Annotated in this window: 21 protein-coding genes; 18 read left to right on the forward strand and 3 right to left on the reverse strand. The window is 64.1% G+C overall.

Annotated features, from left to right (window positions below):
* The first annotated feature begins 34 nt into the window (after positions 1-34).
* The 12 genes from BMY84_RS10340 (at position 35) to BMY84_RS10395 (ending at position 12,383) form a co-directional block, all read left to right on the forward strand.
* On the forward strand, positions 35-1,216 hold the full coding sequence (locus tag BMY84_RS10340) for a pyridoxal-phosphate-dependent aminotransferase family protein (RefSeq protein WP_093083733.1): 1,182 nt from the start codon (positions 35-37) through the stop codon (positions 1,214-1,216).
* Entirely contained in the window at positions 1,213-2,088 is an 876-nt protein-coding gene (puuE, locus tag BMY84_RS10345) for an allantoinase PuuE (RefSeq protein ID WP_093083634.1), read from the forward strand. The genes BMY84_RS10340 and puuE overlap by 4 nt, the downstream gene beginning before the upstream one ends.
* Positions 2,085-2,465, forward strand: a complete 381-nt coding sequence (hpxZ, locus tag BMY84_RS10350) for an oxalurate catabolism protein HpxZ (protein ID WP_093083636.1) — start codon at positions 2,085-2,087, stop codon at positions 2,463-2,465. The genes puuE and hpxZ overlap by 4 nt, the downstream gene beginning before the upstream one ends.
* Positions 2,462-2,917: a 2-oxo-4-hydroxy-4-carboxy-5-ureidoimidazoline decarboxylase gene (gene uraD / locus BMY84_RS10355; RefSeq protein ID WP_093083637.1), complete on the forward strand. Its 456-nt coding sequence runs from the start codon at positions 2,462-2,464 to the stop codon at positions 2,915-2,917. Before hpxZ ends, uraD begins: the two co-directional genes overlap by 4 nt.
* On the forward strand, positions 2,914-4,332 hold the full coding sequence (locus BMY84_RS10360; RefSeq protein ID WP_177203978.1) for an FAD/NAD(P)-binding protein: 1,419 nt from the start codon (positions 2,914-2,916) through the stop codon (positions 4,330-4,332). The genes uraD and BMY84_RS10360 overlap by 4 nt, the downstream gene beginning before the upstream one ends.
* Complete coding sequence (uraH, locus tag BMY84_RS10365; RefSeq protein ID WP_218146937.1) at positions 4,329-4,658, forward strand: hydroxyisourate hydrolase; 330 nt, start codon at positions 4,329-4,331, stop codon at positions 4,656-4,658. The genes BMY84_RS10360 and uraH overlap by 4 nt, the downstream gene beginning before the upstream one ends.
* A 1-nt stretch (position 4,659) precedes the next feature.
* Entirely contained in the window at positions 4,660-6,090 is a 1,431-nt protein-coding gene (gene xdhA / locus BMY84_RS10370; protein WP_093083640.1) for a xanthine dehydrogenase small subunit, read from the forward strand.
* Positions 6,083-8,392 carry a xanthine dehydrogenase molybdopterin binding subunit gene (xdhB, locus tag BMY84_RS10375; protein ID WP_093083641.1) on the forward strand — a complete coding sequence of 770 codons (2,310 nt, stop codon included), beginning with the start codon at positions 6,083-6,085 and terminating at the stop codon, positions 8,390-8,392. Before xdhA ends, xdhB begins: the two co-directional genes overlap by 8 nt.
* On the forward strand, positions 8,389-9,309 hold the full coding sequence (gene xdhC, locus BMY84_RS10380) for a xanthine dehydrogenase accessory protein XdhC (RefSeq protein ID WP_093083643.1): 921 nt from the start codon (positions 8,389-8,391) through the stop codon (positions 9,307-9,309). Before xdhB ends, xdhC begins: the two co-directional genes overlap by 4 nt.
* Complete coding sequence (gene guaD / locus BMY84_RS10385) at positions 9,306-10,586, forward strand: guanine deaminase (protein ID WP_093083644.1); 1,281 nt, start codon at positions 9,306-9,308, stop codon at positions 10,584-10,586. Before xdhC ends, guaD begins: the two co-directional genes overlap by 4 nt.
* Positions 10,587-10,596: 10 nt before the next feature.
* On the forward strand, positions 10,597-11,292 hold the full coding sequence (locus BMY84_RS10390) for an HAD family hydrolase (protein WP_093083645.1): 696 nt from the start codon (positions 10,597-10,599) through the stop codon (positions 11,290-11,292).
* Positions 11,293-11,366: 74 nt separating this feature from the next.
* Positions 11,367-12,383, forward strand: a complete 1,017-nt coding sequence (locus BMY84_RS10395) for an adenosine deaminase (RefSeq protein ID WP_093083647.1) — start codon at positions 11,367-11,369, stop codon at positions 12,381-12,383.
* Positions 12,384-12,389: 6 nt separating this feature from the next.
* Here BMY84_RS10395 and BMY84_RS10400 read toward each other — a convergent pair whose 3' ends face one another.
* The 3 genes from BMY84_RS10400 to BMY84_RS10410 all read right to left on the reverse strand — a co-directional run bounded on the left by BMY84_RS10400 (position 12,390) and on the right by BMY84_RS10410 (position 14,546).
* A complete protein-coding gene (locus tag BMY84_RS10400; protein WP_093083736.1) occupies positions 12,390-12,968 on the reverse strand; it encodes an LOG family protein in 579 nt (192 codons plus the stop codon).
* Between the two features lie 29 nt (positions 12,969-12,997).
* Positions 12,998-13,528, reverse strand: a complete 531-nt coding sequence (locus tag BMY84_RS10405) for a phosphoribosyltransferase (protein WP_093083648.1) — start codon at positions 13,526-13,528, stop codon at positions 12,998-13,000.
* An 85-nt stretch (positions 13,529-13,613) separates the two neighbouring features.
* Positions 13,614-14,546, reverse strand: a complete 933-nt coding sequence (locus BMY84_RS10410; protein ID WP_093083650.1) for a LysR family transcriptional regulator — start codon at positions 14,544-14,546, stop codon at positions 13,614-13,616.
* Between the two features lie 163 nt (positions 14,547-14,709).
* Between BMY84_RS10410 and BMY84_RS10415 the strand changes: the two genes are divergently transcribed.
* The 6 genes from BMY84_RS10415 (at position 14,710) to BMY84_RS10440 (ending at position 24,515) form a co-directional block, all read left to right on the forward strand.
* Positions 14,710-15,786, forward strand: a complete 1,077-nt coding sequence (locus BMY84_RS10415) for a purine-nucleoside phosphorylase (protein ID WP_256215200.1) — start codon at positions 14,710-14,712, stop codon at positions 15,784-15,786.
* Complete coding sequence (locus tag BMY84_RS10420) at positions 15,783-17,309, forward strand: hypothetical protein (RefSeq protein WP_093083653.1); 1,527 nt, start codon at positions 15,783-15,785, stop codon at positions 17,307-17,309. Before BMY84_RS10415 ends, BMY84_RS10420 begins: the two co-directional genes overlap by 4 nt.
* A gap of 188 nt (positions 17,310-17,497) precedes the next feature.
* Complete coding sequence (locus BMY84_RS10425; protein WP_093083654.1) at positions 17,498-19,966, forward strand: TonB-dependent siderophore receptor; 2,469 nt, start codon at positions 17,498-17,500, stop codon at positions 19,964-19,966.
* A 65-nt stretch (positions 19,967-20,031) separates the two neighbouring features.
* Positions 20,032-21,132 carry a purine nucleoside permease gene (locus BMY84_RS10430; RefSeq protein ID WP_256215201.1) on the forward strand — a complete coding sequence of 367 codons (1,101 nt, stop codon included), beginning with the start codon at positions 20,032-20,034 and terminating at the stop codon, positions 21,130-21,132.
* Complete coding sequence (locus BMY84_RS10435; RefSeq protein WP_093083656.1) at positions 21,129-22,514, forward strand: uracil-xanthine permease family protein; 1,386 nt, start codon at positions 21,129-21,131, stop codon at positions 22,512-22,514. Before BMY84_RS10430 ends, BMY84_RS10435 begins: the two co-directional genes overlap by 4 nt.
* A gap of 132 nt (positions 22,515-22,646) precedes the next feature.
* Complete coding sequence (locus BMY84_RS10440) at positions 22,647-24,515, forward strand: gamma-glutamyltransferase family protein (protein ID WP_093083657.1); 1,869 nt, start codon at positions 22,647-22,649, stop codon at positions 24,513-24,515.
* Positions 24,516-24,523: the final 8 nt, after the last annotated feature.

A 24,523-nucleotide genomic window follows, 5' to 3' on the forward strand; every position in this document is an offset into this window, starting at 1 on the left:
GTTCGGTGAGATCGACCCGCCCCAGCGCCTGCTGATGGGGCCGGGGCCGGTCAATGCCCATCCCCGCGTGCTGCGCGCCATGTCGGCCGATCTGCTGGGCCAGTTCGATCCCGAAATGACCGGCTATATGAACCAGGTCATGGCGCTGTATCGCCCGATCTTCGGCACGGACAACCGCTGGACCATGCTGGTCGACGGCACCGCGCGCGCGGGCATCGAGGCGGCGCTGGTCAGTCTGGTCGCGCCGGGCGACACGGTGCTGGTGGTCAATTTCGGCCGGTTCGGCCTGTTGCTGGGCGAGATATTGGGCCGCATCGGCGCGGTCATAGAAACGGTCGATGCGGCCTGGGGCGAGGTGGTGCCGCTCGACGCCATCGCCGCCGCGATCAAACGCACCGGGCCAAAGCTGGTCGCCACCATCCATGGCGACACCTCCACCACCATGGCGCAACCGCTCGACGGCCTTGGCGCCCTGTGCGCGGCGGCCGGGGCGCTGCTCTATGTCGATGCCACCGCCACGATCGGCGGCATGGAACTGGCCAGCGACCGCTGGGGCGCGGACATCGTCACCGGCGGATTGCAAAAATGCCTCGGTGGTCCCTCCGGCTCGGCCCCCATCACCATATCCGACAAGGCGGCCGACCATATCTTCACCCGTCGCCATACCGAAGCGGGCATCCGCGCCGCCGGCATGGTCGATGGCAGCGGCCCGCGCATCGGCTCCAACTATTTCGACCTCGCCATGATCATGGATTATTGGAGCGAGAAGCGCCTCAACCACCATACCGAAGCGACGTCGATGCTTTATGCCGCGCGGGAATGCGCGCGGATCATGCTGGGCGAAGGGCTGGACGCCCGCTATGCCCGCCATGCCAGCGCAGGCCGGGCGATGACGGCCGGGCTGCGCGCCATGGGTCTGACCGTGTTCGGCGACGACGCCCATCGCATGACCAATGTGACCGGCGTCTATATCCCCGAGGGCGTCGATGGCGAGCGGGTGCGCACCGCCATGCGCACCCATTTCGAGATCGAGATCGGCACTGCCTTTGGTCCGCTCGCCGGGCGCATCTGGCGGATCGGCGCGATGGGCTATAATGCCATGAAGCATAAGATACTGATCACTCTCGGCGCATTGGAAACCTGCCTGCGGATGGAAGGTTTCAGCCTGCCCGCCGGTGCCGCCGTCACCGCCGCGATGGAGGCGTGGGACGCATGAGCCAGTCCCGCGACCTGATCGGCTATGGCGCCACCCCGCCCGATCCGCGCTGGCCCGGCGGCGCGAAGATCGCTGTCCAGTTCGTCATCAATTATGAGGAAGGCGCGGAAAACAGCGTCCTCAATGGCGACAAGGGCTCCGAAGCCTTTCTGTCCGAAATGGTGGGCGCGCAAAGTCATCCTGACCGGGCGATGGCGATGGAAAGCCTCTATGAATATGGCAGCCGCGCCGGTTTCTGGCGGCTGCATCGGCTGTTCACGCAGCGCGGCCTGCCGGTCACGGTGTTCGGCGTCGCTAATGCCATGGCGATGAACCCGGATGCTGTCGAAGCGATGCTGAAGGCCGACTGGGAAATCGCCAGCCACGGCCTCAAATGGATCGACTATCAATATGTGCCCGAGGATGTGGAGCGCGGCCATATCGCGCAGGCCATCGCCCTGCACGAAAAGCTGACCGGCAGCCGCCCGCTCGGCTGGTATCAGGGCCGCACATCGCCCAACACCGCCCGCCTCGTCCGGGAGGAAGGCGGCTTCGTCTATGATGCGGACAGCTATGCCGACGACCTGCCTTATTATGCAGAAGGCCAGTTGATCGTCCCCTATACGCTCGACGCCAACGACATGAAGATCGTGGCGCTCAATGGCTTTACCGAGGGCGAGCAGTTCTTCCGCTATCTGCGCGACACGTTCGACCAGTTGCGCGAGGAAGGCGGCCGCATGATGTCGGTCGGCCTGCATGGCCGCATCGCCGGACGGCCTGGCCGCGCCCGCGCGCTCGCCCGGTTCCTCGATCATGTCACAGCCAGCGGCGACGCCTGGATCGCGCGCCGCATCGATATCGCCCGCCACTGGATGGAGGTTCACCCGTTATGAAAATCGACGATCCCGACCTGCTCGCCGAAATGACCGCCGCTTTCCTGGAATATGAGCGCGCGCTGATGGAGGATGATATCCCGGCGATGGACCTGCTGTTCCACGATGCGCCTACCACCAACCGCTATGGCGTGGGCGAAGTGCTCTATGGCATCGAGGAAATACGCGAATTCCGCAAAGGTCGCGGTGGCTCCCCCCAGCGCAAATTGGGGAAGGTTGCGATCACCGTCTATGGTGACAATTTTGCGACCGCCGACGCCGAATTCTTTCGCGAGAATAGCGACCGTCGCGGCCGCCAGACGCAAGCCTGGGTCAAGTTCCCCGATGGCTGGAAGGTCGTGTCCGCCCATGTCAGCCTGGAGGGGAATACACATTGACTCGCCCCAAACAGGCCTTGTTCGAACATAGTCCCTGGATCGAGGCGCGCGCCGATGCCCGCCCGTCGTCCGGCGATCGCTGGGCCGACCTGATGGCCGTGGTCGACAGCGCCAGCGGCGAGGAGCAACTGGCCCTGATCCGCGCCCATCCCGAACTGGCGGGCAAGGCGGCGATCGACCGGACACTGACCGAGGCATCGGCCGCCGAGCAGGCCAGCGCCGGGCTGGACCGGCTGACGCCAGAGGAATATGCGCGTTTCCACGACCTCAACTCTGCCTATCGGGATCGCTTCGGTTTCCCTTTCATCATCTGCGTGCGCCTGACCGACAAGGCGGGTATATTGGCGGCCATGGAACAGCGGCTCAGCCATGACCGCGACACCGAGATCGCGACCGCGCTAGACCAGATCGGCGAGATCGTCCGCCTGCGCCTGAAGGATATGGCGGCATGATCGGCCTTCCCGCCCTCGAAGCCGACCTCGCCCGGCAAATGAGCCTCATCGGCTTTGGCGGCGCGGACTGGACCCGGCCCCGCGCCCATCCGCGAGGCCATGTCTATGACGTCGTCATCGTCGGCGGCGGGCAGAGCGGACTGGCGGCAGCCTTCGGCCTGCTGCGCGAACGGGTGTCGAACATCCTGATCATCGACGAAAGCCCCGAAGGCCTGGAAGGCCCGTGGGAAAGCTATGCGCGGATGATCACGCTGCGCACGCCCAAGACGCTCAATCCCATCGACTTTGGCGTCCCCGCCCTCACCTACCGCGCCTGGTGGGAGGCGCAGCATGGCGCCGCCGGATGGGACGCGGTCGACAAGATCGCACGCGGCGACTGGATGGATTATCTGCGCTGGTACCGCCGGGTGCTGGCGCTGCCGGTGCGCAACGACACCCGCCTGACCCTGATCGAACCCCTGGGTAATGGCCTGCACAGGCTGCATCTGGACGGGCAGGAACCGTTGCTGGCGCGCAAGGTCATCTTGGCGACCGGCATTCAGGGTGGCGGCGAATGGCATACGCCCGCGATGATCCGCGACGCCCTGCCTCGCAGCCTCTACGCCCATACCAGCGAAGCGATCGACTATGCCGCACTGGCGGGCAAGCGGATCGGCATATTGGGCGGCGGCGCATCCGCCTTCGACAATGCAAATCATGCGCTGGCGCTTGGCGTGGCTGAGGCGCATGTCTTCATCCGCCGCAAGATCCTGCCGCGCATCAACCCCATCCGCTTCATGGAGCGGGTCGGTTTCACTGGCCGCTATCCCGCTTTGTCTGACGCGGAGAAATATGCCGTGATGGCCAGCTTCCTGGGCCACAACCAGCCACCGACCAACGACACGTTCGAGCGCGCGGCCAGTTGGCCCGGTTTCGACCTGCATCTGGGATCGCCGTGGAACGCGGTCGAACAGCGAAATGGACAAGTGCGCGTCATCACACCGCAGGAGCATCATGACTTTGATTTCGTCGTGCTTTCCACCGGCCTGATCAGCGATCCCGGCCTGCGGCCCGAACTGGCGCAGGTCGCGCCGCATATTGCGCGCTGGGCCGATCGCTTCATCCCCCCGGCGAGCGAGGCCAATGCCCTGATCGACGCCCACCCCTATCTGGGGCCCGGCTTCGAACTGACGCCGCGCACGCCGCAGGATGCAGCAAAGCTTCACGGCCTGTTCGCCTTCAACTATTCCGCGCTGATCAGCCTCGGCCTCTCCGCCTCCGCCTTGTCGGGCCTTCAGACCGCCCTTCCCCGCCTGATCCGGGGCGTGACCGACCAGCTGTTCCTGGACGATGGGGAGGCGCTGATCGCCGATCTGATCGCCTATGACGAGACGGAATTTCTGGGCCAATGGCCGCGTCAGGAGGCGGCGGCATGATCAGCCTGTCCACCCATGTCCTCGACACCGCCCACGGCTGCCCGGCCGAAGGCGTATCGTTGCAATTGCTCACCGCCAGCGGCACCCTGATCTTCGCCGGAACCACCAATGCAGACGGTCGCTGCCCCGGCATCCCACCGATCGAACCGGGCCGTTACAGCCTGCGCTTCTGTGTCGCAGACTATTTTCGGGCGCACGGCACGGTGCTGGCCGACCCTCCCTTTCTGGACGTGGTAACTGTCGACTTCGGTGTTGCAGACGAAGGCCATTATCATGTCCCGCTGCTGGTATCGCCCTATGGCTATTCCACCTATCGGGGAAGCTGAGATGGGCGCGATACGCTTCCTGCTGGACGGCGCGATCGTGGAGATGGCGGAGGTCGACCCGACCGCCACCCTGCTCGACCATCTGCGCTATGCGATGCGCCGCACCGGCACCAAGGAAGGCTGCGCCGAGGGCGATTGCGGCGCCTGCACCGTGCTGGTCGGGACATTGTCCGGCGACGCGATAGACTGGCGCGCGGTCAACGCCTGTATCCTCTTCCTGCCGATGCTGCATGGCAAGGCGCTGATGACCGTGGAAAGTCTGGGTTCGGAAAAGGCGCTCAACCCGTTGCAGGCCTGCATGGCCGCGAATGGCAGCTCGCAATGTGGCTTCTGCACGCCCGGCTTCGTCATGTCGTTGCAGGGGCGCTGCATCGGCGCCAGCGGACATGAGTTGCCGGTAGCCGACATATTGGCCGGCAATCTGTGCCGCTGCACCGGCTATGGCCCGATCCTGGAGGCGGCGGAAAGCATTCCGTCCCTGCCACAGGATGACAGCGCCACCGTTGAGGCACTCCAAGCGCTGGCATCGGACGAGACGATCTCAGGCAGCCATGGCGATCGCCGCTGGTTCATCCCCCGCACCGCCGCCGCGCTGGCGGATTTGCTGAGCGCCCATCCCGACGCGCGGCTGGTGGCGGGCGCCACCGATGTCGGCCTGTGGGTGACGAAGGGTCTGCGCACGCTGGAGACGCTGATCTTCATCGGCGACATCGCAGAATTGCAGCAGATGGACGAAGGCCCGGACGGTCTGACCATCGGCGCGGGCGTGCGCTATGCCGACGCCCATGCCGCTTTCGCACGGCTGCACCCGGACATGGGCGAACTGGTCCGGCGGATCGGCGGATTGCAGGTGCGCAATGCCGGCACGGTCGGCGGCAATATCGCCAATGGCTCGCCGATCGGCGACGGCCCGCCCGCACTGATCGCACTGGGCGCGACCCTGACGCTGCGCAGCGCCATGGGGCGGCGGACGATGGCGCTGGAGGAGTATTTCCTTGCCTATGGCCAACAGGATCGCCGCCCGTTCGAGTTTGTGGAAAGCATTTTCGTGCCGCGTCCCGCGCCGACCGATATCATCCTGATCGGAAAGCTGTCCCGCCGGTTCGACAGCGATATCTCGGCGGTATGCGGCGCGATCTGCCTGCGCATGGATGGCGATCGCATCGCCGACGCGCGGATCGCCTTTGGCGGCATGGCGGCCACGCCCCACCGTGCGGCGGCCTGCGAAGCTACATTGATCGGCAAGCTTTTCAGCGCAGCGGCCATAGACAGTGCCATCACCGCATTGGCGGAGGATTATAGCCCGCTCAGCGATGTGCGCGGCAGTTCCGCCTACCGGATGGAGGCCGCAGCCAGCCTGTTCCGGCGGCTCTGGCATCGCGAGGCCGGCACGGCGATATCGCTGATGGCGCTGGAGCCGGAACATGGCTGAACGCGACCCCGTCTGGCCGGTCCTGTCCAAACCCTCCAATCCGCATGACAGCGCGCCGCTGCATGTCAGTGGCCTCGCTCGCTATGCCGACGACATGCCCGAACCGGCGGCCATGCTGCACCTCGCCTTCGGCCAGGCCAGTCAGGCCCATGCGCGCATCACCGCCATCGACCTGTCGGCCGTCCGCGCTGCCCCCGGCGTGGTCGCGGTCTATACCGCCGCCGACATTCCCGGCGCAAATGATGTCAGCCCGGTCGCAGGCGACGACCGGCTTCTGGCAGACGGCGAAGTGCTCTTCGTCGGGCAGCCCATCTTCCTCATCGCCGCCACCAGCCAGCGCGCCGCACGACAGGCCGCCCGGCTCGGCAAGATCGACTATGCGCCACTTCCCGTCCATCTGACCGTCGAACAGGCGCGCACCGCCACGTCGCTGATCGAGCCGACTCAGCATATGGCGCGCGGCGATGCGGAGGCCGCGCTGCAAACCGCGCCGCTGCGCCTGACCGGCGGCTTCGACATGGGCGGGCAGGATCATTTCTATCTGGAGGGGCAGGTCGCGGTCGCCACGCCCGGCGAGGATGGGCAGATGCACGTCCTCTGCTCCACCCAGCATCCCAGCGAAGTCCAGCATCTGGTCGCCCATATGCTCCATTGCTCTTCCGCCGACGTCACGGTCGAGGTGCGGCGCATGGGCGGTGCTTTCGGCGGCAAGGAGACGCAAGCGGCCCTCTTCGCCGCCGCCGCCGCGCTGGTGGCGCACAAGACCGGCCGTCCGGCCAAGTTCCGTTGCGACCGCGACGACGACATGGTGATGACTGGCAAGCGCCATGATTTCCGCGTCGATTATGAGGCCGGCTTCGATGCCGCGGGCCATGTCCTCGCTCTCAAGCTCCGTCTTGCCTCTCGTTGCGGCGCTACGGTGGACCTGTCCCCCGCGATCAACGACCGGGCGATGTTCCATGCCGATAATTGCTATCATCTGCCCGATATCGAAATCGCGTCGGAGCGACTGAAGACCCATATGGTGTCCGCCACCGCCTTTCGCGGGTTTGGCGGGCCGCAGGGGATGCTGGCGATCGAGCGGATCATGGACGATGTCGCCGCGCATCTGGGCATGGACCCGCTCGCCGTGCGCATGGCCAATCTCTATGGCCCTGGCCGGGACGTCACCCCCTATGGCATGACCATCACTGACAATATCGCCCCGCAACTGATCGCGAAGCTGCGCGCGGACTCCCGCTATGACGCCCGGCGACAGGCGATCGCGGCCTTCAACGCGGCCAATCCGGTGCTGAAAAAGGGAATCGCGCTAACCCCGGTCCGCTTCGGCATCAGCTTCACCACCACCCACCTCAATCAGGCCGGTGCGCTGGTCCATGTCTATGCCGATGGCAGCATCCAGATCAATCATGGCGGCACCGAAATGGGCCAGGGCCTCTATATCAAGGTCGCGCAAGTCGTGGCCGATGTGTTCGCCCTGCCAGTCGGACAGGTCCGGATCACCGCGACCCGCACCGACAAGGTTCCCAACACCTCTGCCACGGCGGCCTCTTCGGGCGCCGACCTGAACGGCATGGCCGCCTATAATGCGGCGATCACGATCCGCGACCGGCTGACCGCCTTTGCCGCGCGCAGCTTCGGCTGCGAGGAAACGGCCGTCCTCTTCACGCCGGACGGGGTGCAGATCGGCAGCGAGCGCATCGACTTCGGCGCCCTTTGCCGCAAGGCGCATATGGGGCGCATCTCGCTCTCTTCGACCGGCTATTATGCCACGCCCGACATTGCCTATGATCGCGCCACGCATAAGGGGCGGCCCTTCTATTATTTCGCCTATGGCGCGGCCGTCGCGGAAGTCGCGATCGATACGCTGACCGGCGAGCATAAGATGCTGGCGGTCGACATATTGCATGATGTCGGCAAGTCGCTGAACCCCATCATCGACATCGGCCAGATCGAGGGCGGCTTCCTGCAAGGGCAAGGCTGGCTCACCACCGAAGAACTGGTGTGGGACGACAAGGGCCGGCTGCTGACCCACTCCCCCGCCACCTACAAAATCCCGACTGCGTCGGACCGGCCGCGCCATTTGTCGATCCGCCTGTGGGATGGCGAGAATGTGCAGCCGACCATCAATCGGTCGAAGGCGGTGGGCGAACCGCCCTTCATGCTGGCCAACTCGGTCTTTTCCGCGCTCAATCAGGCGATCGCCGCCACCGCGCCGGACAAGCGCAGTCTGCCCCCGCTCGACGCGCCGACCACGCCCGAACGAATCTTGCGCGCTATTGCGAGCCACCGCGCTGCATGAGTGAATGGCTGACATGGGTGCGGGACGTGGCGACGCAGGAACCGGCGGCACTGGTCAGCGTGCTGGCGAGCGAAGGATCGGCCCCGCGCGGCGCGGGCACGCGCATGCTGGTCAGCGCGGATCGCCTGTTCGGCACGATCGGCGGCGGCCAGCTGGAACATCGGGCGATCGAACAGGCGCACGCCATATTGGAGCTGCCTCCAGGCAGTTGGCGGGTGCAGGACTATCCGCTTGGCCCCTTGCTCGGCCAATGCTGCGGCGGGCGGGTGCGGTTGCTGATCGAACATGTCGATCCGACCACGCTCGACTGGCTGGCAGATGCGGCGGAAGAGCGCGTGCTGGTGTCCGCGCTGTATCCCGGCCGGATCAAGCGCCATGTCAGCGCGCAGGCGACACCAACCCTGCTGTCCGCGCGCGGCGACCGGCCGCGGGAAGGCATGACTTTCGCCGAGATTATCGGCCAGCGCCGCCGCCCGCTCTATCTGTTCGGGGCGGGCCATGTCGGACAGGCGATTGCCCGCCATGTCCAGCAACTCCCCTTCCGTCTCGCCTGGTTCGATACCCGGCCGCTGTTCGAGACGATCGATGGCGTCGCCATCGTGCCGGAAGACGCCATCGCCCAATGCGTAGCCGAAGCGCCGGACGATGCCGCGATGCTGATCCTGACCCATGACCATGCGCTCGACTATCTGCTGACCCGCGCGGCGCTGCGCCGCTCGCCGATCGCCTTTGTCGGCCTGATCGGATCGCAGACCAAGCGCGCCCGCTTCCAAAGCCGGCTGGAACGGGACGGCCTGCCGGATACGGCCCGCGCACGCCTGACCTGCCCGATCGGCGTCTCCGGCGTGACCGGCAAGGAGCCGGACGTGATAGCGATTGCGGCGCTGGCCCAACTTTTGCAACTGGAGCGTCCATGACCGTTCGGGCCTTTCGCGGCGAAATCCTGTCCGTACCGCATGATCCGCTGACCAATAGCGAGGCCATCCGCCATGATCCGGACGGGCTGCTGCTGGTGGAAGACGGCATCATCGTCGCGCGTGGCGCCTATGCCGACCTGGCGCCGCTCTATCCTAATGTCCCGGTCGAAACGCTGCCGGGCCTGATCGTCCCCGGCTTCATCGACGCCCATATCCATTATCCGCAGATGGACCGGATCGCTTCCCATGGCGAGCAACTGCTCGACTGGCTCGATCGGCATATCTTCCCGGCGGAAAAGGCCTTCGCCGATCGTGCCCATGCAGATCAGATTGCGGGGCTCTTTTTGGACGAGTTGCTGCGCAACGGGACCACCAGCGCGCTGGTCTTTCCCACCGTTCACGCCCATTCGGTCGATGCCCTGTTCGAGGCCGCGCTGGCCCGGAACATGCGCATCACCTCCGGCAAGGTGCTGATGGACCTTGGCCCCGAAGGCCTTGCCGACACGCCCGACAGCGGCCGGACGGAAAGCGAAGCACTGATCCGTCACTGGCGCGGCAAGGGGCGGCTCGGCTATGCGGTGACGCCCCGCTTCGCTCTGACATCCTCGGACGAGCAACTTCATGTCGCGGGCCAATTGCTGGCCGATCATCCCGACGTGCTGATGCACACCCATCTGGCGGAAAATGAGCGGGAATGCGCGGAAGTGGCCGCGCGCTTCCCGGACGCCGCCGACTATCTCGACGCCTATGACCGGTTCGGGCTTGTCGGTGATCGTTCCGTCTTCGCTCATGGTATCCATTTGTCCCACCGCGCATGCGCGCGCATGCAGGAAAGCGGCGCAGGCATCGCGGTCTGCCCGACCTCCAACCTGTTCCTGGGATCGGGTTTCTTCGATTTCACACGGGCGGCGCAGCATGGACTGAAGATCGGTCTGGGAACGGACGTCGGCGCGGGCACCAGCTTTTCGATGCTGCACACCGCTGGCGTCGCCTATCAGGCCGGGCTGATGCGCGGGCATCGGCTCGATCCCTTCCGCGCCCTCTACCTCGCCACGGCGGGCAGCGCGGCGCTGCTGCATATCGAAGACAAGGTCGGCGGACTGCTGCCGGGGCAGGAGGCCGACTTCATCGTGCTGGACCCGGCCGCAACGCCACTTCTCGCACGACGAACTGCCGGAGCGGACCTTGCCGAACGGCTTTTCGCGTTGCAGATATTGGGGGACGACCGGGCAATTGCGGGCACCTATGTCATGGGCGCCCGCACCGGCCGCACATGATGGAAAGACCATGACGATCAAGCTGATCTGCCTCGATGCCGACGACACGCTCTGGCACAATATGCGTCACTTCAACGCGACCGAGGAAGCGTTGGTGGCGATGCTCCAGCCCTTCGCGGACGATCATGTCACGCGCGAGCGGCTGATCACCTGCGAAACGCGCAACCTCAAACTCTACGGTTATGGTGCAAAGGGCTTCACCCTGTCGATGATCGAGACGGCGGTGGAACTGGCCGGCGATCATCTGTCCAAATCGCTGATCGCGGACATTCTTGCCGCCGGGCGCACCCTGCTCGCCCATCCGGTCGAGCTGTTCGACGATGTGTATGAAACGCTGGAGACATTGTCCGACATCGGCCGGCTGGTGCTGGTGACGAAGGGCGACCTGCTGCATCAGGAAAGCAAGCTGGCGGCGTCGGGCCTGGGCGATCTGTTCAGCGGCATAGAGATCGTCAGCGACAAGAAGCCCGAAACCTTCACTCGTATCTTCGCCCAATATGGCGTCGCGGCGCAGGAGGCGGTGATGGCCGGGGACTCGCTGCGGTCGGACATCAACCCTGCGCTGGAGGCCGGCGCCTGGGCCGCCTATATCCCGCAAGAGGGCGCATGGGCGCATGAAATGGGGCATGTACCCGAAGGCCATGCCCATTTCCGCCTGCTCGACCGGCTGGGCGACCTACCGGACTGGGTGCGCACCATCGCCTGATGCGCGCTTTGCGGCAACGCGCCGTCGCCGGGATTGCATTTGCGGGCGCCGCCGTCCCTGTCTAAAGTCGCGCCATGACCGATCTCGACGCTTTCATCACCGGCCTGCCCAAGGCCGAACTCCATCTGCATATCGAAGGAAGCCTGGAGCCCGAACTCATGTTCGCGCTGGCGCGGCGCAATGGCGTCACCATCCCCTATGCCAGCGTGGAGGAAGTCCGCGCCGCCTATGCCTTCGGCAATCTACAGGATTTCCTCGACATCTATTATGCCGGGGCAGACGTGCTGCGGACGCGGCAGGACTTCCATGATCTGGCCGCCGCCTATTTCGAACGGGCCGCCGCCGACGGCGTGGTTCATGCCGAAATCATGTTCGACCCGCAGACCCATACCGATCGCGGCATCCCCTTTTCGGAAGTAATCGAGGGCCTGCTGTCCGCCTGTGCCGAAGCCGAAACCCGGCTGGGCATCAGCAGCAGCCTGATCCTCAGCTTCCTGCGCCATCTGAGCGAGGACGCCGCCTTTGCGACGCTGGCGATGGCCGAACCCTGGCTGGACCGGATCGCGGCCGTCGGCCTCGACTCCTCGGAAATGGGCCATCCGCCCGAAAAATTCGCGCGTGTCTTCGCCGCCGCCGCCGACCGGGGCCTGCGCCTTGTTGCCCATGCCGGGGAAGAAGGCCCGCCCGCCTATGTCATACAAGCGCTGGACGTGCTGAAGGTCGACCGGATCGACCATGGCAATCGCGCGCTGGAGGATAAGGCGCTAGTCGATCGGCTGGCGCGCGAAGGCATGACGCTGACCGTCTGCCCGCTTTCTAACCTCAAACTCTGCGTCATCGACGCGATCGAGGATCATCCTATCGACCGGATGCTGGCGGCCGGCCTCAAGGCGACCGTTAATTCGGACGATCCCGCCTATTTCGGCGGCTATATCGGCGACAATTATCGCGCGATCGCTGCGGCACGGGGTCTAGATCGGGCAGCGTTGGCCACGCTGGCCCGCAACAGCTTCACCGGCTCCTTCCTGCCCGAACCGGCTGTGGCCGCGCATCTGGAGCGGCTGGGCGCCTATCTCGAAACGGTGGCCTGACCGGCGTCACACATCATTATCACCCAGCCAATGTTCGGTCCGGGGCGGCAGATATTGCGCGATCCGGTCGAGCATCACTTCCGGGTCCTTCTCCACCAGCAGCATGGCGCGATGTTCGGGCTTCAGGAAACCTTCGGCCACGACATGGTCGATGAAGCCCGACATGCCGCTGTAGAAGCCGTTGACGTCCAGCATGCCGACCGGCTTGGCATGATAACCAAGCTGCGACCAGCACCAGGCCTCGAACATCTCTTCAAAGGTGCCGATCCCGCCCGGCAGGGTCACGAAACCGTCGGACAGCTTGGCCATCAGCGCCTTGCGCTCATGCATGGTCTGTACGACATGCAGTTCGCTGATCCCCTGATGATCATGCTCACGCGCGCGCAATGCTTCGGGGATGACGCCGATCACCTCGCCCCCCGCCGCGCAGGCTGCATCGGCCACCACGCCCATCAGCCCGACGGTGCCGCCGCCATAGACCAGGCCGATGCCCCGCTTCGCCAGCAACGTGCCGAACGCCTCAGCCGCCTCGCGATAGACGGGCGACCGTCCCGGCGACGAACCCAGGAACACACAGATGCGCATCCGCCCGTCGCGGCCAAGGACGTCCATGGTCAGGACAGCCTCTCAGGCACGGACAGCGCCTCTTCCACGATATCGTCATTGGCGCCGACCGATTCCCACGGGAAGACGAACCAGCGCTTGTCGCTGTCGCGATCGATCATGCTCGCCCAATAATCCACCGTCTGGCGCGACCGGCTGTTGTTCATCAGCACCGCGAAGCGCAGATTGTCCTGGTCGCAACCATTGTCGCGCAGAAGGTGGCGGATATAATCGATCGTGCCGCCGCTGTCGTTGATATCGTCGACGAACAGCAGCTTGACGCCCGCCGCACTCTTGGCCGCGACCTTACCCAGCAGTTCGTCGGCGAAGCCCGGCACCTTGCTGCTATGGTCGATCGACAGCATCGGCAACTTCAACTGGTGCGAAATATACACCGCCGGCACCAACCCGCCGCGCCCAATGCCGATGATGAAATCGGGCGTCCAGCCGCCGCTCCCCACCTGCCGCGCGACCGTCTGCACATCGGCAAGGAAGGCGTCATAGGCGATGTAGAAAAGTTCGGGTTCTTCGGTGCTGCTCATGAAACGCGAATCCAGTTGGCGGGAATAGAGACAAACATGCCGATTATCGTGCCCGGGCCAAGGGGGCAATCTGTGGCAGCGCGGATCAGATGTCGTTCCGCTCGATCGATGCCGGATAGCTTAATTGCGCGAACCCGCTCTCGATCTCGCCCAACACGATCCCCGCCGCATAGGATGGCGTGCGCGTCGCCGCCGTGCACAGTGCCAGCGTCATCGGGCGCAGGATCGGATCGGAAATGCGGGTGAAGGACAACAGGCCGCGTTGCACCTCCGTAATCACGTCGAGCGAGGTGAGGATGCCGATACCGACGCCCTGCAACACCAGCGACGTGATCATCTGGATATTGTCCGATGTCGCGCTGCGATCGATATGCAGGCCGCTGGTCCCTTCCAGCACCGCGATCTGCTGGCATACCGCCAACGGTTCTGCCGGCACGATCAGCGGCGATCCGGCGCAGTTGGAAAAGCGCGCCTCGCGCTGGTCGCCGAACGGATGGCCCGCAGGGGTGATGAAGCCCAACCTCACCTCTACAAAGGAACGCACGGTCAGGTCGCGATAGGATTGCGGTTCGAACAAGATGCCGAAATCCACCTCCCCACTGGCGATGGCGTCGCGGACCCGATCATTTTCCAGCACCCGCACGCCGATGGTGATGCCCGGATAGCGGCTCTGGATCGCGCGGATGGCGCCGGGGATATAGCCCTTGGCCAGCGCATCGATGATGGCGATATCGACATGCCCCCGCTTCAGCCCGCGCAGATCCTCTATCTGGGCGCGGACATCGGTCAGATTCTTCTGCCAGCGCCCACCGGCCGCCATCATGATCTCGCCAGCCGCCGTCAATCGCAGGCCGGTCGGCAGACGCTCGAACAGCGGCATGCCCAGGTCCGCCTCGACATTCAAAATCTGCCGATCGATGGCGGAGGCAGAGATGTTGAGTTCGTCCGCGGCCTTACGGATCGACCCCAACCGTCCGACCGCCATGAAGTAGCGCAGAAAGCGCGAAAATGCCGGCATGAACCCACCCTATTTTTTGCAACACTCTGTAGGATTCATTGCGTTTGATCGCATCAGGTCAAGCCCCTACTCGCACCACAGGGTAAATTTCGGGGGGCGCGTGGCATTTATGGGGGGAGGGTCCGGGAAAAAGGCGGTACTGGCCTTCGCTGCGGCTGTCGCCATGCTCGCGCCTTCCGCCGCCTCCAGCGCGGAACCGCCGGTTCCAGTCCTTCCGGCCATCAAACCGATCCCGGTCAAGGTGATCGTCATCGCCAATTTCGAACCGGGCGAGGATAAAGGCGATGCGCCGGGCGAATTCCAGTTCTGGGCGGAACGCGAGCATCTGGATGAAGTGATCCCGATCAAGGGCGCGCTCCATCCGCTACGGCGCAATGCCGACGGCCTTTATGGCATGTGCTGGGGCAGCCCGGACACTATGCTGGGCGGGGTTGCCGAACAGTTGATGAGCCTGCTGCTCGATCCGCGCTTCGATTTCAGCAAGACCTATTGGCTGTTCACCGGCATTTCCGGGGTCGATCCGGAACTCGCCTCGGTCGGCAGCGCCGCCTGGTCGCGCTGGGTGGTGCAGGGCGACACGCTGCGCGAATTTGACGATCGCGAAGTGCCCAAGGACTGGCCCTATGGCCTGTTCGCGATCGGCGCCAACGCGCCCAATACGCTGCCCGCCAATACCGAAAGTTTTGCCGGCTTCACGGACACGGGCAAACTCGCCATGTCGGTGAAACTCAACCAGAGTCTGGCGCAATGGGCCTATGACCGCACCAAGGATGTGGTCATTCCCGACAGCCCGGCACTGCAAAAGGCTCGCGCCGCGTGGAAAGGCTATCCCAATGCGCAAAAGCCGCCCTTCGTGCTGATGGGCGAGACGCTGGGATCGGTGCGCTACTGGCATGGTCCGGGCCGCACGCAATGGGCGCGCGACTGGGTGAAGCTGTGGACCGGCGGCAAGGGCCGCTTTGCCATGACCAATATGGAAAGCCAGTCGCTGGCCGGAACCATGGCGATCGCTGCAAAACAGGGGCTGGTCGATCCGACGCGGGTATTGGTGCTGCGCACCGGCAGCAACCCGTCCATGCCGCCACCGGGCCGATCGGCCGTGGAGAGCGTGGCGGATGAAGGCGCGGGCCAGATCGCCGCGTTCGAAGCCAATTATCGCGTCGGCGTACCAGTCGTCCATGAACTGCTGAGCCATTGGGACATATATCAGGACCATGTGCCGGGAGCCGATCCCCGGTGAAACCAGGTCTGGCTCTCTTCACCTCCCTAGCTGCTTTGTCGCCGGCGACCGCACAGGCGCAATCGGGCGAAGCGGCTGCATCGGCGCTGTTCGACACGTTGCTGGACAGTCCGCCTGCCCTGCGCGTCTTTCTGAAGGCCATGCCCAAAGGCGGCGACCTGCACAATCATCTGGGCGGCACGCCCTATGCCGAAGATTATCTGCGCTGGGCGGCGAAGGCGGATCTGTGCGCCGATGAAGGCGGTACAGCCATCGTCGCGCCGCCCTGCCCCGATGATCGGCGGTTAAAGCATCTGGGCGAACGCAGCCCCTTCGCCTTCGGAACGCTGATCGACGCCATGTCGACGCGCGGTCTGCAACGCGGCGTTGGCGCCAATGACGCATCGGGCCACACCCAATTCTTCTCCAGCTTCGAACGCTTCGGGCCAGAGACACCGGAAACCGAAGTGGGCAGCATGATCGTCGCGTGGCAGGTCGCAGCGGGAGATCGGGTCGCCTATGTAGAGTTGACCCACAATCCCGCCGCGCTGATCGCCGCGACGCTGGGGGCGGCCGACAGGCCGCTGGATGCCACCACCCTTGCCGCCTTTTACGACCGGACGATGCGCGACGCCAAGCCGATCATCGATCGCGCCATCGCCGAACTGGATGCCAACGAAGCTGTCGCCCGCAAGGCAATGGCCTGCGACAGCGCAAAGCCCGATCCGGGTTGCCGCGTCGCCATCCGCTATCTCGCCTGGGGCTGGCGTGACCTGCCGCCCGCGCAGGCCTTCACCTCGTTGATTCTCGCCTTCGCGCTGGCCGACCGCGATCCGCGCTATGTTGGCATCAACATCGTCCAGCCCGAAGACTGGGTGATCGCCCTGCGCGATTATGATCTGCACATGGCGATGATCCGCTTCCTCGGCGAACGCTATCCGCGTGTCCATCGCACGCTGCATGCCGGCGAACTGGCTTTCGGACTGGTGCCGCCCGCCGCGCTGCGCGACCATATCGCCAAGGCGCTGGATGCGGGTGCGGAACGGATCGGCCATGGCACCGCCATCGCCTATGAGGAGGATGCGACCGGCACGTTGCAGCGCATGGCGCGCGACCATGTCGGGGTGGAAATCAACCTCAGCAGCAATGACATCATATTGGGCGTGAAGGGCGATGCCCATCCGCTGCGCCTCTATCGGCAAATGGGTGTGCCCGTGATGCTCTCGACCGACGATCAGGGCATTTTGCGCACAGACATGACCAATGAATATCTGCGCGCCGCGCGGGAACAGGGCCTGTCCTATGCCGACCTCAAGCAGATGGCCCGCACCAGTCTGGAACAGGCCTTCGTCGCGGGCGACAGCCTTTGGGCCAACGGACAAATCGGAACGCCAGTGACCGCCTGCACCACAATTGCTGCACCGGCCTGCCGCGCGCTCATCCGGCGCAGCGCCAAGGCCGCGCTCCAGCTACAACTGGAAGAAGAATATAAGATTTTTGAAGATGTTACCGTGCCATCCATGACAAAAATGGCAAAGCCATGATCATGGTTGGTCCAGAATCTGGAAGATAGTCGAGAATATAAGACATTTTCTTTGCGACGATGCGTCGAAAATATTAGTCTGGTGCATCGCAGCATTTCAATTTGTCATGGGAGAGGCAGGCAGCAGGGAAAACCGGCTGGCGGAGCTGTGGGGATTTGCGCTTCGCCGCCTTTAAAAGGGGGTATAAGATGCCGAATTATAAAGTTTCTGGTCGCAAATCATTTGGCGCTGCATCGCAGCATGGGCGCAGCGCAGCGCTGGGACTGGCGCTATTGTCCTGCACCGCGCTGACTTCGGCCGCATGGGCGCAGACGCCCGAACCCGGTGATGCACCGGGCGACGCCGAAATCGTCGTGACCGGTGCGCTCGACGCTTTGCCGGTCAAGAATGTCGGCTCCATCTTCGGCTTCGACAAGACCATCCTGGAAACGCCGCGCTCCGCCTCCACCATTTCCAGCGAGCAGATCGAACGCTTCGGCATCACCGACATCTATGATCTGGTGGCGCAGGCGCCCGGCACCTTCACCAACAGCTTCTTCGGCGTCGGCGGCGCGCTCGACATTCGCGGCACGCCCGGCGAAGTCTATTTCCGCGGCATGCGCCGGCTCGACAATCCGGGCAACTATCCCACGCCGATCGGCGCGTCGGACCGTATCGACATCGTGCGCGGCCCTGCCTCGCCCATCTACGGCCCGTCCAAGACCGGCGGCTATATGAACTTCGTACCAAAGTCCGCGCGCGTCGCCGATGGCAAGCTGCGCGACAAGGCATCGGGCGAACTCAGCTACACCCGTGGCAGCTGGGACATGAATGTCGTGAAGGGCAATATCTCGGGCCCGCTCAAGATCGGCGAACAGGAATTCGGCTACAGCCTGTTCGGCCAATATGAAGATGACGGCAGCTACTATAACAATATGTGGACCAAGCAGACGATCCTTCAGGGATCGTTCGACACCGATCTGTCCGATCATGTCCGCATCGAATGGGGCGGCCAGTATCAGAATTACAAGGGCCAACAGAATGGCGGCTGGAACCGCCTGACGCAGGCGCTGGTCAATAATGGCACCTATATCACCGGTCAGGCGCAGCCGATCGACACCGATGGCGATGGCCAGATTTCGCAACAGGAAATCAATGTCGTGTCGCCCGGCGGCCTGTCGATCTTCGGCGGCTTTGGCTGCAACGGCAGCCCCTTCGCCGCCTCGATCACCGACGCCTGCTACACCAATTCGCCGCTCAACCTGACCAATACCGGCACCACCAAGCTCAGCCGCCGCAACGTCCTGACCGGCAAGGATGACAGGCTGGTCAACCGCGGCACGACGCTCTATTTCGATGCCATCTACACGGCCGACAGCGGTTTCGAACTCAAGAACCAGGCCTTTTACGACAGCTATGAGAATATGAACGAGAATGCCTATGGCTTCTCGCAATTCCATGACAGCTGGGTGTTCGAGGACAAGATCGTCGCGTCCAAGACGTTCGAAAGCGATGCCGGTAAATTCGCCTTCCAGCTCTCGCCCTCGGTCCGCTACACCAAATATAAGCATGGCGACGACTTCAACTATGAATATTTCAACCGCGTCGACCTGACCGTCGGCTATGATGCGCTGTCCGACCGGTTGCTGTCGACCGAATGCGACTGCGACTATACCAACTATGTCGTCGGCCATTATACCGATCTCGCCTTTGCGGGCCTTGCCGATCTCGATTTCGCCTTCGGCCTGGATGTGACGCTGGGCGCCCGCTACGACCATCTGGACGTCAAGGCGACCAACATCGTGTCGAAGCTGGAAGCCCCCGATGCCAATCCGGTGAACAATAATGCCAGCGGCAGCAAGGGTGCCTGGTCCTGGTCGGCCAGCGCCAATTACAAGCTGCCCCTTGGCCTCATCCCCTATGGCACGATCGCCAAGCAATCGACCGTCATCGCGGGACAGGGCGCCGAAATCTACCCGACGGACGTGCTGGCAGGCACCTATATCTCCGCGTCGAAACTCTATGAAGCGGGCCTGAAGGGCAGCTGGCTCGACAACAAGCTCTATGCCGCCGTATCGGTCTACAAGCAGAAGCGCACCGACTATAATGTCCAGTCGATCACGGTAAACCAGTCGGTCGAAACCAAGGGTCTGGAAGCGGAACTGCGCTGGTCGGTGGATCGTCACTTGCTGATCACCGGCGCCTATACCCACACCAATGTATACAACCTGACGGCACTGCATGATGGCACGCTGTTCAGCTTCTTCGGCATCGAGGATCTGGTCAACGTGACCGACCCGACCCTCTTCCTGGGTGGCCAGCCGATCGGTCTGGTGCCGATCAACAGCAAGAGCGATTCCAAGCGCGCGGGCATCCCCGAAAATATGTATTCGGCGACCGCCACCTATGCGTTCGACTTCGGCCTCGCTCTGTCGGGCAGCATCGTCCATGTCGACTCGGTCTATTCGGGTCAGAGCCAGGCGGTGAAGCTGCCCGCCTACACCACGGCGGACCTCAGCGCATCGTTCGAAACCGGCCCGATCCTGCTCCGTCTGGTGGTCAAAAATGCCACTAACGAGAAATATTTCCGTGCGAATTTCACCGAATTGTTCGGCAGCACCATCGTCCTGCCGGAACGGCCGCGCAGCTTCCAAGCGTCGGTCGTCTATAAATTCTGATCCGTTCAAGGGGGAGCGCGGCCACGCCACGCTCCCCCATTTTTTGATTACCGGAAGGCCTGTTCTTGACCTTATTCCCGTTCCGCTGCCTGCTTCTGACCGCCAGCGCCTGTCTCTCCTTCACAGGCGCCAGCGCGACACCCGCCGTCGATGCCGCGCTGGCCTGTGCGCCGACAAAGCCCTGCGCCAATCCCCTGCCCGTCCGCATGGTGATCGTCACCATGTTCGAAATTGGGGCCGACACGGGCGATGCGCCGGGCGAATTCCAGCTCTGGAAGGAACGCCGCAAACTCGACACGCGCATCCCCTTCCCGCAGGGCTATCACGACCTTTATTACAATCCAGACAGCCAGATATTGGCGATGGTGACGGGTGTGGGCACCGCCCGATCCGCCACCGCCACCATGGCGCTGGGCCTGGACTCACGTTTCGACCTGTCGAAATCCTATTGGCTGGTCGCCGGCATCGCCGGCATTGATCCCGAAAATGCCTCAATCGGATCGGCCGCCTGGGCGCGCTACAGCGTGGACGGCGATCTGGTGCATGAAATCGACGCCCGCGAAATCCCGAAGGACTGGCCGTCCGGCTTCTTCCCGCTCGACAAGAATGGCCCGCATGACAAGAGCCCGCCGATCACCGAGGGCCGGGTCTTCGCGCTCAACCCAAAGCTGGTCGACTGGGCCTTTGCCCTGACGAAGGACACGCCCATCCCGGACGACGCCGGCATCCAGAAGGAACGGGCGCGCTATACCAGCTATCCCAATGCGCAAAAGCCGCCCTTCGTCCTGATCGGCGACCAGTTTTCGGCGATGACCTTCTGGCATGGCAAGCTGCTCAACAATTGGGCCAATGACTTCACCCGCTATTCCACCAGCGGAAAGGGCGAATTCGTCACCTCCGCCATGGAGGAAACCGGCACGCTTCAGGCGATGACCTATCTCGACCGGGTCGGCCGGGCGAAGATGGATCGGGTCATGGTACTGCGGTCGGGCAGCAATTATTCCATGCCGCCCGATGGCGTGTCCGCCGCCGACAATCTGATGCGGGAAAATGAAGGCTATTCGGGCATGCGTGCCTCGCTGGAAAGCCTCTATCTGGTCGGATCGAAAGTGGTGGACGAGCTGCTCGGCCATTGGAACCGCTACGAACAGGCCCCGCCGCAATGACCGCCGCGCCGCTCGCCGTTACGGACATCCCACCCGTATCGCCGGGCGGCATGACAGCCGCACAGGCGCGTGATCCCGATCATTTTCCGGGCTTCGCCGTCGCCATCCCGCTGGGCATCCAGCATGTGCTGGCGATGTTCGTCAGCAACATCACCCCCGCCATCATTATCGCGGGCGCGGCCGGTTTCGGCTATGGATCGGCAGACCCCAGCGCGCTCATCTACATGATCCAGATGGCAATGCTGTTCGCCGGGGTCGCCACCCTGCTCCAGACGGTCGGCATCGGCCCGGTCGGCGCGCGGCTGCCCCTTGTACAGGGCACCAGCTTCGCCTTCCTGCCGGTCATCATCCCCATCTGTGCCGGACGCGGGGTGGAGGCGATGGCGGAACTCACCGCCGCCGCCCTGTTCGGCGGGCTGTTCCACATCTTCGTCAGCCAGTTTGTCGGCCGCATCCGCTTCGCCTTGCCGCCGCTGGTGACGGGACTGGTGGTGCTGATGATCGCCCTGTCGCTGATGCGGGTGGGCATCCAATATGCCGCAGGCGGTGTCGCCGCGCAGGGAACGCCAGCCTATGGCGCGGGCGCAAGCTGGCTGCTGGCGGGCGTGGTGATCGTCACGACATTGGGCCTCAGCTTCTACGGGAAGGGCCTCTGGTCGACCGCGTCCGTTCTGCTGGGCCTGATGGCCGGCTATGTGCTCGCCTTCCTCATGGGCCGCGTCTCCTTCGCGCCGATCGGGTCGGCCGGCCTCTTCATGCTGCCCGATCCGCTGCATTTCGGCTTCTCGATTTCCGCCTCCGCCATATTGGGTTTCTGCCTGATGGGCTTCATTTCCGCGATCGAATCCATCGCCGACGTGTCCGCCATCTGCGAAGGCAATGCCGGTCGCCCCGCGCATGACCGTGAACTGATCGGCGCGACGGCGGCAGATGGCGTCGGCACCGCCTTTGGCGCGCTGTTCGGCGCCATGCCCAATACCAGCTTCAGCCAGAATGTCGGCCTGATCGCGATCACCGGCATCGTCAGCCGCCATGTCGTGACGATCGGCGCCCTGTTCCTGATCCTGTGCGGCCTGGTGCCCAAGATCGGCGCGACCATCACCACAATCCCGATCGAGGTGCTGGGCGGCGGCGTGATCCTGATGTTCGGCATGGTCGCATCGGCCGCCCTCTCCATGTTGCAGGCGGTCGAATGGACCCAGCGCAACATGATGATCTTCGCCCTCGCTCTGTCGCTGGGCATCGGGCTGGAACTGGAATCGGACGCCCTGTCGCATCTGCCCGAAGCCGCGCGTATTCTGCTGTCGTCGGGTGTCCTGCCGGCGGCGGTGATTGCCGTGGTCCTCAATCTCCTGATCCCCGGACGCTCCCCCGTCCGCTGAGCCCCCGAAATATCGCCTGAATTGATCGCCCTATAGCGGACACGACCGGCTTGCCCGTTATGACCGGTATCGGCAGGCACGCGCCTTCCCTTCAGGCCGGGCAGACCATGCTGACCACAGGGGATTTACGGGATGAGCGACAGCGACAAGCAAGGGTTGAGCCGTCGCGACTTTGCGGCGCTGGCGGCGGGCGGCGTGACCCTGATGGGCAATGCGATGCCCGCCATCGCACAGGCATCCAAACCGGCGATCGAACCCACCCGACTGGTCAGCGCGGGCGAAACATTGCGGCCCGAAATCGTCGGTCAGTTCGGCATCGTGGCGGCCGGTCGCCATTATGCCGTGGCGGCGGGCACCCGCATCCTGATGGCGGGCGGCAACGCGACCGATGCCGGCGTCGCGGCCGTGTTCGCGGCGGCGGTGACGGAAATATCCCATTTCGGCTTTGGCGGCGAAGCGCCCACCATTATCTATGATGCTGGCACGAAAAAGATATCGCTGGTGAACGGACAGGGCGTCGCCCCCGCCCTTGCCACACCGGACAAATTCGCCGCCGCCGGGGTCATCCCCGGCAATGGCCCCAATGGCGGCACGGTACCCGCCATGGTCGACGCCATGGCGCTGGCGCTCCAGCTTAACGGCACGATGACCCTCGATCAGGTGATGCAACCGGCGATCGAACTGGCCGATGGCTTCGTCATGTATAATTTCCTGGCGGAGGTTTTCGTCAGTCAGCAGAAGGCGACGTCCAGATATAAGGACGCCTATGACGCCTATTATCCGGGCGGCCAGCCCCCCAGGACCGGCGAGTTCTTCCGTCAGCCCAACCTTGCTCGCACCATGCGCATCATCGCGGAGGCTGACCGCACCGCCTTTGCAAAGACGAAGGACCGCAAGGCCGCAATCCAGGCCGGGCGCGACGCTTTCTACAAGGGCGACATCGCTCGTCGCATCGGCGCCGCCATGGCGCGCGACGGCGGCCTGATGCGCTATGAGGATCTCTCATCCTATAAGGGGAAAATCGAAACCCCGATAATGACCAATGTGTTCGGCTATCAGGTGTACAAGGCCGGCTTCTGGAGCCAGGGTCCGGCCATGCTGATGGCGCTGAACATCGCCGAGGCGGCCGGCATCGCCGCGATGGAGCCGGGGTCCGCCCCCTATCTCCACACCGTGGCGGAATCGATCAAGCTCGCCTTCGACGATCGCAACATGTATTTCGGCGATCCCGATTTCGCGACCGTGCCGATGAAGGGCCTCCTGTCGAAGGGCTATGCCGCCGCCCGCGCGAAGCAGATCGGGCCGAAAGCCTCCCTCGACCATCGTTTCGGCGACCCATGGGCCTATGAGGGCAAGGCGCGCACCACGCCCCTCTTCACCCCCCATATGCTCAAGGCCCCACCCAGGCCCACGGCCGATACGACCGCAATCGAGGTGGTGGACAGGCACGGCAACCTCTTTTCCTGCACGCCCAGTTCCGGCTGGATGCTGGGCGGCGCCTATATTGCGGGCGACACCGGCGTCCCGATGAGCAATCGGCTGACCGTGTTCGATCTCGATACCGCCAGCCCCAATGTGCTGGCGCCGGGCAAGCGGCCCCGCACGACCCTGTCGCCGTCCATGGTGCTCAAGGACGGCGCGCCCTATCTGGCAATCGGCACGCCCGGCGGCGACAATCAGGATCAGCAGATCATGAACGTCCTGCTCCGCGTCCTCGCCTTCGATCAGCCGCTACAGGCCGCGATCGAGGCGCCGCGCATCAATTCCAACCATTTCCACAACTCCTTCGGCATCAAGAAGGATGAACCGGGCGTGCTGGAGATCGAGGATCGCGTGCCGCAGGCCGTCCGTGACGATCTGACCGCGCGTGGCCACAGGCTCGACGTGCTGGGGCCGTTCGCCGTGTCCACCGGCATCGTCGCTGCCGGTGTCGTGCCGGGCAGCGGCACGCTGCGCGGCGGCGCGGATGTCCGCCGCGAACGCTATATTTTTGGCTGGTAAGGGAAACT

Origin of the sequence: Sphingobium sp. AP50, assembly GCF_900109095.1 — a bacterium.
GTDB lineage: Bacteria > Pseudomonadota > Alphaproteobacteria > Sphingomonadales > Sphingomonadaceae > Sphingobium.

What these genes read in the sequence shown, in the direction of transcription:
- BMY84_RS10390 (WP_093083645.1), top strand. Translation starts at nt 10,597, where the DNA reads ATGACGATCAAGCTGATCTGCCTCGATGCCGACGACACGCTCTGGCAC.
- puuE (WP_093083634.1), top strand. Translation starts at nt 1,213, where the DNA reads ATGAGCCAGTCCCGCGACCTGATCGGCTATGGCGCCACCCCGCCCGAT.
- guaD (WP_093083644.1), top strand. Translation starts at nt 9,306, where the DNA reads ATGACCGTTCGGGCCTTTCGCGGCGAAATCCTGTCCGTACCGCATGAT.
- uraH (WP_218146937.1), top strand. Translation starts at nt 4,329, where the DNA reads ATGATCAGCCTGTCCACCCATGTCCTCGACACCGCCCACGGCTGCCCG.
- BMY84_RS10360 (WP_177203978.1), top strand. Translation starts at nt 2,914, where the DNA reads ATGATCGGCCTTCCCGCCCTCGAAGCCGACCTCGCCCGGCAAATGAGC.
- BMY84_RS10405 (WP_093083648.1), bottom strand. Translation starts at nt 13,528, where the DNA reads ATGAGCAGCACCGAAGAACCCGAACTTTTCTACATCGCCTATGACGCC.
- BMY84_RS10410 (WP_093083650.1), bottom strand. Translation starts at nt 14,546, where the DNA reads ATGCCGGCATTTTCGCGCTTTCTGCGCTACTTCATGGCGGTCGGACGG.
- xdhA (WP_093083640.1), top strand. Translation starts at nt 4,660, where the DNA reads ATGGGCGCGATACGCTTCCTGCTGGACGGCGCGATCGTGGAGATGGCG.
- BMY84_RS10425 (WP_093083654.1), top strand. Translation starts at nt 17,498, where the DNA reads ATGCCGAATTATAAAGTTTCTGGTCGCAAATCATTTGGCGCTGCATCG.
- BMY84_RS10400 (WP_093083736.1), bottom strand. Translation starts at nt 12,968, where the DNA reads ATGCGCATCTGTGTGTTCCTGGGTTCGTCGCCGGGACGGTCGCCCGTC.
- hpxZ (WP_093083636.1), top strand. Translation starts at nt 2,085, where the DNA reads ATGAAAATCGACGATCCCGACCTGCTCGCCGAAATGACCGCCGCTTTC.
- BMY84_RS10440 (WP_093083657.1), top strand. Translation starts at nt 22,647, where the DNA reads ATGAGCGACAGCGACAAGCAAGGGTTGAGCCGTCGCGACTTTGCGGCG.
- BMY84_RS10415 (WP_256215200.1), top strand. Translation starts at nt 14,710, where the DNA reads ATGCTCGCGCCTTCCGCCGCCTCCAGCGCGGAACCGCCGGTTCCAGTC.
- BMY84_RS10435 (WP_093083656.1), top strand. Translation starts at nt 21,129, where the DNA reads ATGACCGCCGCGCCGCTCGCCGTTACGGACATCCCACCCGTATCGCCG.
- BMY84_RS10340 (WP_093083733.1), top strand. Translation starts at nt 35, where the DNA reads ATGGGGCCGGGGCCGGTCAATGCCCATCCCCGCGTGCTGCGCGCCATG.
- xdhB (WP_093083641.1), top strand. Translation starts at nt 6,083, where the DNA reads ATGGCTGAACGCGACCCCGTCTGGCCGGTCCTGTCCAAACCCTCCAAT.
- xdhC (WP_093083643.1), top strand. Translation starts at nt 8,389, where the DNA reads ATGAGTGAATGGCTGACATGGGTGCGGGACGTGGCGACGCAGGAACCG.
- BMY84_RS10395 (WP_093083647.1), top strand. Translation starts at nt 11,367, where the DNA reads ATGACCGATCTCGACGCTTTCATCACCGGCCTGCCCAAGGCCGAACTC.